Annotated in this window: 10 protein-coding genes; all 10 read right to left on the bottom strand. The window is 67.1% G+C overall.

What is annotated here, in order from left to right; all coding sequences use genetic code 11:
* Positions 1-132 precede the first annotated feature (132 nt).
* Entirely contained in the window at positions 133-1380 is a 1248-nt protein-coding gene (locus SH809_03235; protein MDZ4698698.1) for a glycosyltransferase family 4 protein, read from the bottom strand.
* 170 nt (positions 1381-1550) lie between these two features.
* The gene (locus SH809_03230) at positions 1551-2336 is read right to left on the bottom strand and encodes an acyltransferase (GenBank protein ID MDZ4698697.1); all 786 of its coding nucleotides are present in this window, start codon (positions 2334-2336) and stop codon (positions 1551-1553) included.
* Positions 2314-3414 carry a glycosyltransferase gene (locus SH809_03225; protein MDZ4698696.1) on the bottom strand — a complete coding sequence of 367 codons (1101 nt, stop codon included), beginning with the start codon at positions 3412-3414 and terminating at the stop codon, positions 2314-2316. Before SH809_03225 ends, SH809_03230 begins: the two co-directional genes overlap by 23 nt.
* A 121-nt stretch (positions 3415-3535) precedes the next feature.
* Positions 3536-5413: an asparagine synthase (glutamine-hydrolyzing) gene (gene asnB, locus SH809_03220; protein MDZ4698695.1), complete on the bottom strand. Its 1878-nt coding sequence runs from the start codon at positions 5411-5413 to the stop codon at positions 3536-3538.
* 151 nt (positions 5414-5564) lie between these two features.
* Entirely contained in the window at positions 5565-7007 is a 1443-nt protein-coding gene (locus SH809_03215; protein ID MDZ4698694.1) for a hypothetical protein, read from the bottom strand.
* A complete protein-coding gene (locus tag SH809_03210) occupies positions 7004-8122 on the bottom strand; it encodes a glycosyltransferase family 4 protein (protein ID MDZ4698693.1) in 1119 nt (372 codons plus the stop codon). The genes SH809_03215 and SH809_03210 overlap by 4 nt, the downstream gene beginning before the upstream one ends.
* Positions 8119-9282 (bottom strand): glycosyltransferase family 4 protein, encoded by a 1164-nt coding sequence (locus SH809_03205; GenBank protein ID MDZ4698692.1) that lies wholly within the window; start codon positions 9280-9282, stop codon positions 8119-8121. Before SH809_03205 ends, SH809_03210 begins: the two co-directional genes overlap by 4 nt.
* A gap of 77 nt (positions 9283-9359) precedes the next feature.
* Positions 9360-10544, bottom strand: coding sequence for a glycosyltransferase family 4 protein (locus SH809_03200; GenBank protein ID MDZ4698691.1), 1185 nt, complete (start codon positions 10542-10544; stop codon positions 9360-9362).
* 14 nt (positions 10545-10558) lie between these two features.
* Positions 10559-12355, bottom strand: coding sequence for an ABC transporter ATP-binding protein (locus SH809_03195; protein ID MDZ4698690.1), 1797 nt, complete (start codon positions 12353-12355; stop codon positions 10559-10561).
* Entirely contained in the window at positions 12348-12899 is a 552-nt protein-coding gene (locus SH809_03190; protein ID MDZ4698689.1) for a UpxY family transcription antiterminator, read from the bottom strand. The genes SH809_03195 and SH809_03190 overlap by 8 nt, the downstream gene beginning before the upstream one ends.
* Positions 12900-13027: the final 128 nt, after the last annotated feature.

Genomic DNA, 13027 nt, shown 5'->3' with positions numbered 1-13027 from the left:
TATGGCTGGTAAGCGAGGAGACGCCATGTATGGCTGGTAAGCGAGGAGACGCCATGTATGGCTGGTAAGCGAGGAGACGCCATGTATGGCTGGTAAGCGAGGAGACGCCATGTATGGCGTCTGTACGCGCGGTTAGGTTAGGGCGGCGATGGTTTCGGGAATGCTGTCTTCGATGAAATCCGCCCAGGCCTGGCAGATGATTTCGTGGTCGTATTCCCCGAGGAATGCGTCGCGGGCGCGCATGCCGTAGAGGGCGCGGAGGTCGGGGCGGTCGGCGAGGGCGAGGAGGGCCTGGATGACCTCGTCGGTGGCGCGTCCGCCGGCGCGGTCGGGGTCGATGACGACCCCGGCGCGGGCGTCGATGATGGTCTGCGCCGGCTCGGAGGCTTCGGGGCCGATCATGAGGGTCGGCCGGCCAGCCGCCATGATGCCGTAGAGTTTACACGGGACGGCGATGCCGGCCATCTCGCGGCGCAGGGTGAGCAGGTGGATGTCCGCCAGGCCGAGGGAGTGGACGAGTTCCTGGCGCGGGACGTAGTCGAGGTACATAAAATTGGCGATGTCGTGTCGGCGGGCGAAGGCGATGAGGTCGCGCCGGCGGGGGCCGTCGCCTGCGAAGAGGAAAAACAGCTCGGGGTGATCGCGGAGGGTGAGCATGGCCTCCATGATTTCGTCAAACCGGTGCGCCAGGCCGGCGTTGCCGGAGTACATCACGACACACCGATCTCGCAGCCCGAGGCGATCACGCAGCGGGTTATCCTCACGCGGGGTCGGGTAGATCTCGTCCCGCCTATCCCACATCGGCAGCAGGTGGACCCGTTCTTCGGCGACGCCTTTGGCAACGATCCGGGCCTTCATGAACGGACCCAGCGCCGCGACGAAGCGGGCGTTCCGGTAGCCGAAGTTGTTGAGGGCGTGGAGGAGGCGGGTGACCGGCGCCGGCGCCATCCCGAGCGCCTCCTCGGCGTCCGGGTGGAGGTCCATCGACCAGATCCCGTACGACTGCCCGCGGAGCGCATGGGCGAGTCCGCCGGCGACGTTCAGCAGCGGGGGGGTGGTGAGGAGGATGACTTCGTCGTAGCGACGGCCGAACAGCAGGTGCGCGAGTACGCGGAGGTAGAAGCCGGCGTAGTCGAGCAGCCGGCGGAGATGGGTCGACCGCCCATGGCTGGAGGCGCCGGCGCGACGGATGTGGACCCCGTTGCGGGTCTCGCGCGCCGGGGCCTCGAGCGCGCCAGCGAGGTACTTCCCGCGGCTGCAGAGGACGTGCACCTCGTGCCCGCGCGCCGCGAGGTACTCGGCCAGATCCGTCAGCTTCTGCCCCGTCGCCGCGACGTCGGGGTGGTAGTGCTGGTTGATGAATAACAAAGACTTGGACATGTGGAAGTGAAAAGTGAAAAGTGCAACGTGAAAAGTGCAACGTGCAAAGTGAAAAGTGCAAAGTGAAAAGTGCAAAGTGAAAAGTGGAAGAGAGGATTGAGGTTGATGCTGCGGCACCTGTGCTCTCAAAACGTTAGAAACAGTTGAGATTTCCACAACCCAAGGCATAGTCATCCCCGCGCAGGCGGGGATCCAGCCATCAGACTGGCATTTTTCTGGGTCCCCGCCTGCGCGGGGATGACTTGCTCATTATGCAATACGCAAATCTCAACAGTTCCTCGACCCGTAATCCCTTCCCGCACGACAACAGCTGGATTCCCGGCGACGATACAGCCCGCGGGGACGTCGCGGGAGACGACGCTGCCGGCGCCGACGACGCTGCCGGCGCCGATGGTCACGCCTTTCAGGATGAGGCAGTTCATCCCGATGAAGGCGTCGTCGTGGATGACGACGGGGCGGTGCGCGCCGGCGTTGAAGTCGGCCCGCCGGCCTTCGGGGGTGAGGGGATGGAAGTCGGTGTCCACGATCGTGGTGTTGGCGCCGATCAGCACGCGGTTTCCGATCTCGATGCGTTCGGCGGCGACGAGCGTCGTGCCGGTCAGCCCGCAGTCGTCGCCGATATGGATGACGGCGCCGGCGCCGCGGGTGGCGAGGACGACGGGGTGGTTCGGCATCAGGGGGTTGGTGCGCGGCCAGGAGCGGAGGACGAGGCCGGCGCCAAGGGTAATCCGGCTACCCCGCTGTCGCTGGATGACGGGCATCCCCAGGATCCGCCATCGATCCCCCCACGCGATCCCGTGCCAGGCGAAGCCGGCGCGGATCCAGGGGAGCGCCGCGAGCCGGCGCAGTTCGGTGCGGAGGAGCCAGGGGCGGTCCAGCACGCCGCCGGCGCGAGCCTGGGCGCCGGCCGGCAGGGGGATCGATTCAAGCGGCTCAGGAAGCGAGTACGTGTTCATACATGGCGCGGAGTTGCTGCCCGACGGCGTCGGGCGAGAAGGTGTCGGCAACGAGCCGGCGGCCGTCCTGCCGGCAACGGGCGATGAGCGCGGTGTCGTCGAGGCTGGCCAGCAGCGCCTCCGCCAGCGGCCCGGCGTCGGCTGCGACAACGCGGCCCAGGGCATGGCGCTCGACAAAGGCGGCGAGCTGGACATCCCGCGAAATCACGACGGGCAGGCCGGCCGCGAGGGCTTCGAGGACGGCGACGCCAAAGTTCTCGTGGAAGGATGGGAGGGCGAAGACCCGCGCCGACGCCAGGAGCCGGGCTTTTTCCTCGCCGTGGACAAAGCCAGCAAAGACAACGGATGCTCCCAGCCCGGCGGCCTGCGCGCGGAGCCGGGCCACGTAAGCCGGCTCGCCATCGCCGGCGATGGTCAACCGTAGACCCGGGCGGTCGCGAACGACCCGCGCCCAGGCATTCAACAGGCCTTCTACATTCTTCTTGGGATGCAGGCGGGAGAGGAAGAGGACGTCGGTCGTTGGCTCCCGGCAGGGCATGGCATAGAGATGAAGTGGGGGCGGGACGACGAAGCTGCGGGTTTCCAGGTCGAGCCCGTGCCAGCCGGCTTCGTCGCGCTCTGCGTCGGTCGTGAAATGCAGTCCCCGGGCACGGCGCAGGTTCGGGCGGTCGATCGCCTGGAAATAGCCCCGCTTCAGCCAGCCGCGCCGGTGTGCGAAGGTGTAGCGGGAGAGGGTGCCGAAGGGGCGGACCACCACGGGCGTGCCCTGTGCGGAGGCCGTCCGTGCGGCGAGGCTGCTCACGAGGTTGAGCAGGCCGTGGACGTGCACGACATCGTACGCGGGGGCGTGGCGCTTCACCCAGTCCACCAGCGCCGGCGAGGCCACGAACGTCCCCCGGCTGATCCCCGGGAAAAGCCGCAGGTCCGCCTCTCCCAGTTGGTCCTTCAGCCACCGTTGATCCGCCTCGGCGCACGCCGGCGCCGCGACGGTCACCGTCATCCCCGCCGCCCGCGCGGCCGCCACGTAGCCGATCAGCGACTGCGTCGGTCCGCCAAACGAGCGGGCTACCGAGGGCATGATGTGGAGGAGGTTCAATGTTGGCAAGTTGCAGGTTGGCAGGTTGCAGGTTGGCAGGTTGCAGGTTGATTCTGGGTGCCAGGCAACGACCCACTTTTTACTTTGCACTTTTGACTTTTCACTATGCCGCGCCGTTGGCTTTGCACCACGCCCCGAGGCTGACCAGCAGCCAGAGCCGGCTCCAGGACAGGGCTTTGTTGCCGGCGCGGAAGTCGTTCCAGTACTGATGGACCACTGGGGCCTGGAAGGCAGACGAGTGGGCGAGCACGTCGAGGTTGTCGAGGCACAGGGCCTTCAGGGGGCCCCTCATCCAGGTGTCGAAGGGCATGATGAATCCCTGTTTGGGGCGGTTGATGACGGTGGCCGGCAGGAGGTCCGAAAACGCCTCGACGAGCAGGCGCTTCGGGACGCCGTTGGGGCGCTTGACGGCGTCGGGGAGGCCCATGGCGTATTCGACCAGTTCGTGGTCGAGGAACGGCACCCGCACCTCGAGGGCGCTGGCCATGCTCATCTGATCCGTGTCGCGCAGGAGGACGTCGTGCATGTACGTCCGGGCCTCGGCGTAGGAGATACGCGAGAGGAGCGTTGCGCCCATGTTGACGGCGTAGCTGGCCCGGAGGAGGCTGGCGTACGGGTCGGCGCCGGAGGGCCGCGCCGAGAGGAGCCGGGCAGCCTGCGCGGCGCCGAAGCACTGCCGGCCCAGGGGATACACTTCCGGCAGCGAGCCGTCGGACACCAGGAGGTCGTGCATCTTCTGGGAGGCGATGGATGGCCGCACGCTGTACAGGGCGTGGGCGATGCCGCGCCGCAGGGGCTGCGGGGCGAAGCGCCAGAGCAGCCGCGCGCGCTGCTGCCGGGCGATGCGGCCGAAGAGGCTGTAACCGGCGAACAGCTCGTCGCCCCCGAGGCCGGAGAGGGCCACGCTCAGGCCGGCTTCCTTGACGGCGCGGGAGACGAGGTAGGTATTGACGCCGTCGCCCGACGGGTGGTCCTGCGCGGCGAGGGCCTGGGGTATCTGCTGGAGGATGTCCACATAGGACAGCTTCAGCTCAGTATGGTCGGTCCGAAACTGGCGCGCCATCCGCTGCGCGTACACGCCGTCTTCGAACGAGGGATCTTCGAACCCGATCGTGAAAGTGCGGACGGGGGCGCTGCCGAGCCGGCTCATGAGGCCGACGATGATCGAAGAGTCGATCCCCCCGGAAAGAAACGCCCCGAGCGGCACGTCGCTGATCAGCCGGCGCTCGACACTGGCGGTCAGGAGCCGGCGCACCTCGTCGCGCGCCTGGTCAGCCGTATGGTGCGCGGCGTCCGGGTTGGCGTTGCCGAGGACGTTCCAGTACGACTTCTTCTGCTCACCGTCCGCCGTCACCTCCATCCAGTGCCCCGGCAACAACATCTCGATCCCCTCGATGAGGGTGTCGGGCGCCGGCACGGTCTGGTATTTTAGATAGAGGGGGAGGATGCGCCGGTTGAGCTGCGGCGGCACGAGGCCGCTGCTGAGGATGGACCGCACCTCGGAGCTGAACAGCAACGCGCCTTCGCGCGATCGGGCGAGATACAGCGGTTTGATGCCCAGCCGATCCCGGGCGATAAAGACCGATCGCCGCTCGCGGTCGTACACGGCGAAGGCGAACATCCCGTTGAACCGTTCGAGGCACGCCGGCCCCCACTCGGCGTAGGCGTAGAGGATGACCTCCGTGTCGGTATCCGACCGGAAGCTGTACCCGCGATCCACCAGCTGCGCCCGCACGGAGCGGTAGTTGAACACCTCGCCGTTGAACACGATGAGGTAGCGGCCGCTGATGCTTTCCATGGGCTGATGCCCGTTCGCGGACAGGTCCAGGATGCTGAGCCGGGTCTGGCCCAGCGCCATGTGGTCATCCACATAGATGCCGGCGTCGTCCGGCCCGCGATGGGCCAGGCTGTCCGTCATCCGCTGGATGGTTTGCGTCGGAAGATGGACGCCGGTGCCGAAGATGCCTGAGATGCCACACATGGGAAATGCAAAAGGAAAAATGAAAAAGGCAAAAGGAAATGGCCGTAGCCCGGGTTAGCCCGTAGCCCGGGTTAGCGAAGCGTAACCCGGGTACATCGGGAAATGCAAAAGGAAAAATGAAAAAGGCAAAAGGAAATGCCCGTAGCCCGGGTTAGCCCGTAGCCCGGGTTAGCGAAGCGTAACCCGGGTATTCGTCGCAACCCGTAAACCGGGTATCCCCCGGTCGCCGCGCATTCGCGTAACACCACCCGTACATCAACCAGTAATACAACCCCGCGCCGCCGAACGAGAAGAAGATCATCTCGCCCGCATTGGCGAGCAGGGCGGCGAGGAAGAGGGCTTGCAAGGGGGGGGAGCCGTGGCGGTAGATGGGGCCGGCGAGGGCAAGGAGGACGAACACGAGCAGGATCGCCCCGATCAGCCCGGTCTCTTCGAGCACCGACGAGGGCATGAACCCTTTTTCCGCCGTGAAGCCGGTCGGCAGCCCCAGGAAGCCGGTGCTGATGCGCGCCCAGTCGGTGGCGTTGCTCGGGAGGCCGAATCCGATCCCGGTGAGCGGGCTCGACCAGAAGTTTTCCAGCTGCCGCTCGATCATCATCGCCCGGATGTCGATTGACGCCGACGCCCCGGTCTCGACGCGTTTTTGGACGAAGGTCATCGCCCGATCCAGAAGTGCATCGCCCCGGGCCACCGACGCCACGCACACGACCAACGCCAGTATGAGTCCGAGCGCCGGCATTCCGCGCCGCGTCGGGCGCGCACGGTGCAACTGCCCGCGAAACAAGGTGAACGCGGCGACGGCGAGCAGGCTGCCCGCGATCATCAGCGCCCCCGTCCGCGCCTGCGAGGTGAACACGGCCATGAGGCCGAGGGCGATTCCAACGAGAACGACAGGCGACCGCTCGCCCTCGAACAACGCCCGCGCGATCAGCCACGCCGTCAGTGGGGCCGCAACCGGTCCGAACAGCTGCGGGTGGGCCAGCACCCCCTGAAAGCCGCGTCCGTTGCTGAAGAAGCCGGCGGGAAACAGGTACAGCGGGAGGCTCACGACGAGAATCGTCAGGAAACACGTCGTGAACCAGGCCATCCAGTACTCGGTCAGCTCGGTGGTTCGGTAAAAACTGGTGAGGATGGCCACCGCGCCCATGGTGAACGCCGCGAGTTTGAAGACAGAGATCGTGGGCAGCCGGCTGCCCACGAGGGCGAGCACGACGCCGGCGCCGGCGAAAAGCAGTAGCGGCTGGAGGATTCGTGCCGGCCACGGTTTACCGCCCAGCACCCCATCCCACACCGTTCGCCCCAGGGCGCTCATCAGCACCAGCCAGCGCAGCGAGGCGCCCTGGCCGTGCGCCCCGAACAGACCGGGGTTGAGGTTGAGCACCACAAACAGGAGCGTCAGCGCCTGGATCGTCTCCTTCGGACCCCGCCACGCCTGAAGGGCGAGGCCGAGGTAGACGAGCGGCGTGAGCGCTGGCGCCAGCTTCAACACCACCAGCAGGGCGAAGAGGCCGAGTGCCAGGGGCGCGCGTAGCGCCGGCGTCTGCCGGGAGGTCTCGGTAGAGAAGCCAGTGAGGCGGAGCGTGGTGGTTATCATGGCGTGGTCCGCAACGCGGCGATGCCCCGGACGAGCGTATCCGCCCACCGGTCGGGCGTGAACTGCCGGGAGAGGTCGTGGCTGCGGTCGCCCATCGACTGGCGCTCGGCGGCGGTGAGCGCCGCGAGGCGACTCAGCTGGCCGGCGAGCTGCTCGGGAACGCCGGGCTCGACCAAAAATCCGTTGTAGCCGTCCTGCAGCAGGCTCGTCGTGGCGCCGCAGGCGGTGGAGCAGAGGAGGGGCAGGCCGGTGGCGGCGGCTTCCTGGATGGCCACGCCCCAGGGCTCGTGCCGGCTGGGGAGGACAAAGGCGGCGGCGCGGGCCATGAGTTCTGGGAGATCGTCCGGCTGGACGAACCCGAGGTCCACCACCCCCGGCACGCTCGCGAGGTGCAGCTTGAGCGGCCCGGCGCCGGCGCAGACAAGCGGCCAGGGATCGGCGGCGTCCGCGCGGTACCGAGCGTAGGCGGAGAGCAGGTCGTCCAGGCCCTTGTCGGGGTGGTAGCGGCCCACGAACAGGAATGCCGGCGGGGCGGCGGGGTCGCGCCGGGCATACGCGGTGGCGAAGCGGTCCCAGTCACACGCGTAAAACCCGCTCAGGCAGCGCTCGCCCGCGAACCCGAGGCGTCGGGCGAAGTCGCGCTGGCGGTCGCCGGCGACCCACAGGGTATCGATGGCGCTGTGCAGCATCCGGGGCGCGGCCAGGGTGGCGGCGCGCTGGCGGATTGTGCCGCGCCAGGGTGTGTCGGTGCCGGCGATGACCGGCACGCCGCGTTGCCGGTAGTGGCGGGCGAGTTGCAGGTAGTCGCGGTCGATCCAGCCGGACATGAGGATGCCTTTCGGCGCGAACACCTCCAGCAGGGCGAGCAGCTCGGCCGGCGTGCGGCCGCGTTTGGAATAGACGGCGTCGGCCCAGCCATCCGCTTCAGCGAACGGCGCCTCGTCCGCCACGGGCCAATGGATCACCAGCACCTCGGCGCCGTGGCGCGCACGGAGCGCCGCGAGGCACGCCCGCACGTAGCCCGATAGCTCGGAGAACAACACCGCGATGCGGATGACCCCCGGCGAAGGGTGCAGGGGCCGCATCGGAGGGCGGTTGAGGACAGAGGAGGTCATGTGAGTGTGGCCTTGATGTTGCGCAGGGTGTCGTGCGCGACAGTGTTCCAGAGATAGGATTGCCGGATGCGCTCCTGGCCTGTGCGGCGCTTCGCTTCGATGGCGGCCGGCGCGTTCAGCACCTCGACGAGCGTCCGCGCGAGGGCGTCCGTGTCGCCGGGCGGGATCATCCACCCCGTTTCGGGGCCAACGAGGTCGCCCACGGCGCCAACGTCCGTGGCGATGACAGCGAGACCGGAAGCCATCGCTTCCAGGATCACCGTTGGCATCCCCTCGGCATAGCTGGGGCAGATGAGGACGTCCGCTTCCCGAAGAATCCCCCGCATCACCTCCTCATCGCGCACCGGTCCGTGATAGGTGGCATGGGTAGATCGGAGCTGGAGAGCCGGCGGAATGGGCCCGACGAAGTCGATGTGGAAGGCATGATCGGGCGCCAGCTTCGCGATCACCTGGTGCAATTCCTCGATCCCTTTACGCCGCTCGTAACGGCCGATGAAGACGAAGCGGACGAACGCCCGCGCGGGGCGAGGTAGAGGGTGTTCCTCGGGTCGCGTGCCGGCGAAGAGCCAGTCGGCCGTGACCCCATTCGGGGATTCGACGAGGTGGCGGGGCACGACGCCCGTCTTCGCGAACACCGTCGCCAGGCTGCGTCCCAGCAACAGCGCCACATCGGCGTGTTCGACATTCCAGCGGACGAACGGCCGCAGGAGCCACTGCTCCAGCCGGGCGTGGAGCGATGCCGGCTTCTGCCACATCTCGAACCCATGGAAGTTGACGCCGACGGGCGGGACGGCCGCGCCGCGGCGTTTCTGGCGGATGGTTTCCCAGCCGGCGAACCCCTGCGCGTAGATAAAATTGACATCCAGCCGCCCCTTCAGCGCCTCCCAGAGGGCGATGGAGGACTGGAGCGATTCCCACACGTAGTGCCCCGGAAACCGCCGCGCCGGCGCTCGGTCGACGCTGATTAACCGCAGGTTGGCCCACTCGTCCGGCGTAAACAGCGAGGCTTCGTCCACGGCCGGCGCATCCAGCGGGCGGACGTGGTACAGGTCCACCCGAGCGCCGGCGCGGGCCAGGTGCTTCGCCAGGTAATACGTGTGTTTTTGCATCCCCCCGATTTCGTAGGGATACAGGCCATCGGTGAGCAGGGCGAGGCGCATAGGATTGGACGATCAACGAAATGGGTTCCCCGCCCCCGTAGAGACGCAATACATTGCGTCTCATGGCGGTGTAAGAATCAGACCACCGCCTCGGCCAGGGTTTCCAGGACGGCCTCGGCGTTGCGCCGCCAGGTGTGGCGTTCGATCACCTTGCGGTGGAACGAGCCGGCGAAGCGGGCGCCTTCTTCCGGATCGGCCATCAGCCGGCGGAGCATCTCGGCCAGCTCCGCCTCGTTCCGCACCACCAGCCCGTCCTCGAACGGTGTGAACACGTCGCGGACAGGGCCGTTGTCCGGGGCGACGATGGGCTTCCGCATGGCGCCGTATTCGAATAGCTTCACCGGGGAGCCATACCAGTTGGAATCAGGCATGACGCACGCATCCATCGCCTCAATGTGGTCGAACACCTCCTCATGGGCCACATTGCCCGTGAAACGCACGATATCGGATACACCCAGCGACTGCGCGAGCGCCTCCAGTTCTGCGCGGATCTCGCCATCGCCGACAATCAACACGACGAGCCCGTCCGACCGCCGGCGCAGCTCCGCCGCGGCCCGGATCAGGCGGTCGACCCCGTGCCACCGGAAGAGCGATCCCACGAACCCGACCACGAATTGGTCGGTGAGCCCATACCCTGTCTTGATGGCGTGCACCCGATCGGGATGGACGACGATTTTGTCGGGATCGACGGCGTTCGGGACGACAAGAAATCGCTCTTCGGGAAGGCCGTGCGCCGCCATAAAGTGGTCCTTCAGGGTGCTGGAGACGACGACCGCCCGATCGGTCATGCTCAGTTGCCGCCGCTCCATCGCTCGGGCCTTCCGCTCGAATAGGGACGGGCCGCTTGAAAAGGCCTTGCGTTCTTCGAGATACGGTGCATTCACCTCCAACACGTGCCGCACGCCGAGCCGCCAGGCGACCTCGACACCGGAGCACTGCATGAAGCTGGCCCGCTCGTAGATCAGGTTCGGACCAAACGCCTGGATATTGTCTTCGAGTGTGATCTGCAGGCGTCGATCGCGATGGAGGAGCGCGGCGTCACGGGCGGACTCCCACACGAGCGCCGGTACGAGCGGCTTCACGCGGTCGCGCAGTCTTGGCGCAGCCTCCGCTTCAGCCACCTTCAAATCCCCCACGATCAGCGGCCGCACCTCGTGCCCGGCCTCCTCGAAGGCCTTGATCATTTCGCGCATGTGGGTGCCGTAGCCCGAGGGACTGTGCAGCGACAGGTCGGGGTGGGGCGAGTAGTATAGGATCTTCATGGGTCGATCATCAATTACGCTTCCGCCCCCACGCGGGCCATCCCGCGGAAGAGGGCGTTGTCTTCGATGAGGTCGTCGTACGCGCCTTCGGCGACGATCCGGCCTTCGTCGAGGAGGAAGATGTGGTCGCAGTGGCGGACGGTGGCCAGGCGGTGGGCGATCATGATGAGGGTGATGCCGGCGCCGGCCTCGCGAATGCTCTGGATGACGGCGGCCTCGGTGAGGCCGTCGAGCGCGCTCGTGGCCTCGTCGAGCACCAGCACGTCGGGCTCGAAGTACAGCGCCCGGGCCAGCCCGATGCGCTGCCTCTGCCCCCCGCTCAGCCGCACCCCCCGCTCGCCGAGGGCTGTGGCGTAGCCCTCGGGCATGGCCTCGATAAATTCGTGCACGCTGGCGAGCCGCGTCGCCCGTTCGAGGCGGACGCGGTCGATGGCGGAGTCGGGGAGGCCAAAAGCGATGTTGCGGGTGACCGTGTCGTCGTAGAGGACGACCTCCTGGGGGACGTAGCCGATGCGTGCCTGCCAGGCGCAGACGGCGCCGGCCTCCAGCCGCGTGTCGTCGATGTAGATGCCGCCGCGCGTCGGCTCGAGTAAGCCCACCAGCAGGTCGATCAGCGTGGTCTTGCCCGAGCCGGTCGGGCCGACAAACGCGACGCTGCTGTGGCGGGGGATGGTGAGGCTGACGCGGTCCAGCACCGGCCGTTCGGCGCCCTCGTAGCGAAAGGACAGTCCGCGCAGCGCGATCGACCGCTCAAACGGCAGGGGTTCGGGGCGGGTGTCGGGGAACGAGGGCGCGTCGCCGGCGAGCAGGTCGGCGTGGATCGACTCGACGATGGGCCGCTGATACCGGATCCGGGTAACGGCGGTGAAGATCTGCTGGAGCGAGGGCATCAGCCGGTAGCCGGCGAGGGCGTACAGGGCCAGCAGTGGGATTACATCCTGCACATTCCCCTCGGTGGCTATGAGGTAGAGGACGAGCACGAGGATCGCCCCGAAGGCAAGGGTCTGCACGAAATAAATCGGCGCGGCGTTGGCCGCTTCGCGTCGGGGCTCAACGCGGGTGTAGCGACGCGAGGCCTCGGCGAAGCGCCCCAGGAAGTGCGCCTCGCGGCCGGTGATCTTGAGGGATTTTATGCCGGCCAGCGCCTCGTTCGCCGCCCGAAACCGCATCTCGTTCGCCTGAAACCGCTCGCGCCCGAGCCGGCCGAGGTACGACCGGCTGCCCCGGTAAACGACGGCGTACACGGCGCCGAACGTGGCCAGGATGATGAGGGCCAGGACGGGGTCCACGAGCATCAGGAGTCCGAAAATCGCGAGCGTCACAAACGACCGCGCCACCAGCGTGGCGATGCCGAGCAGAACGCCTTGCGCCAGCTCGTTCGCCTCGGTCAGCACCTGTTTGGAGAGGACGGAGGTGTTGTTCTGCAGGAAAAACCCGTACGGCTGGCTCATGTACTTGCGCAGCAGCCGGTTTGCGATCGCGTGGGAGCTACCCCAGGCGAAGCGGTGCTGGAGCCACAGGGTGAACACGGTGAAAGCGTTGGCGACGGACATCAGGCCGAGGACCAGCAGGCCGACGGCGATGAGGAACGACTGGTACGACGTGAATGCAAACCGCGTATACACGGCCTTGAGCCACGGCTGCTGCTCGATGGCCTCGGGCTGGGCGACCAGCTGCATGAAGGGCATGATGGAGGCGATGCCGGCCATCTCGAACATCCCCATAAAAAAGATCGCCACGAGGAGCAGGGCAAAATGCTTCTTCTCGCGCGCCGTAAGGATGGCGCGGAGCATACGGATCAGGTCAAGCATGTGGATGGATGTGGGGACGTAGGGGGGTTTGGGAGTAGGGGGGCCCAGGGGGGGTAACGCAGTCCGCCGGCACAAGCACCCGAACGGCCTGGCGGAGGGCATGGACGCGCACCATCACGGTGAGCTGGCCGCGGTGCTCGATGACCTCGCCGCGGAGGCCTTCGAAGGGGCCGGCGATGACCACCACCTCGCGGCCGATGGGGGGGAGCCAGGTCGGGTGGAGGGTGAGCTGTTCGGGATCGACCTGGGTGATGCGCAGCTGCTCGATTTCCGCCTCGGAGATGGAAGCGAGTTTTCCCCCGAACGCGAGGCATCGGACGATGCCGGCGGTCTGGAGCACGCTCAGCCGACCGCGTTCTTCGACCCGCGCGAAAAGGTAGCCCCGGAACAGCGGCTCGGTGACGCGCTGGATGCGGTCGCTCCACCGGCGCGAAGTCGTCAGCCGGGGGAGGAAGACCTCGATACCCTGGCCGGCGAGCCGCTCCTCGGCCTTCGTCTCCGCGCGAGGGGCGGTGTAGAAGATGCGCCAGGAGGATGGTTGCATGGTACAGGTTGCAGGTTACAGGTTGATGTGATCGCAGGGAATCGCAATAACCCCGTAGGGACACGATACATCGTGTCCGTTTTTAGTCGTGCCGGCCACGGCTCCGCCACGTCGGTCCCGGGGGCAGG

The organism is Rhodothermales bacterium (assembly GCA_034439735.1).
In the GTDB taxonomy this organism is placed as follows: domain Bacteria; phylum Bacteroidota; class Rhodothermia; order Rhodothermales; family JAHQVL01; genus JAWKNW01.
This window is presented reverse-complemented; position numbering and strand designations above follow the sequence as displayed.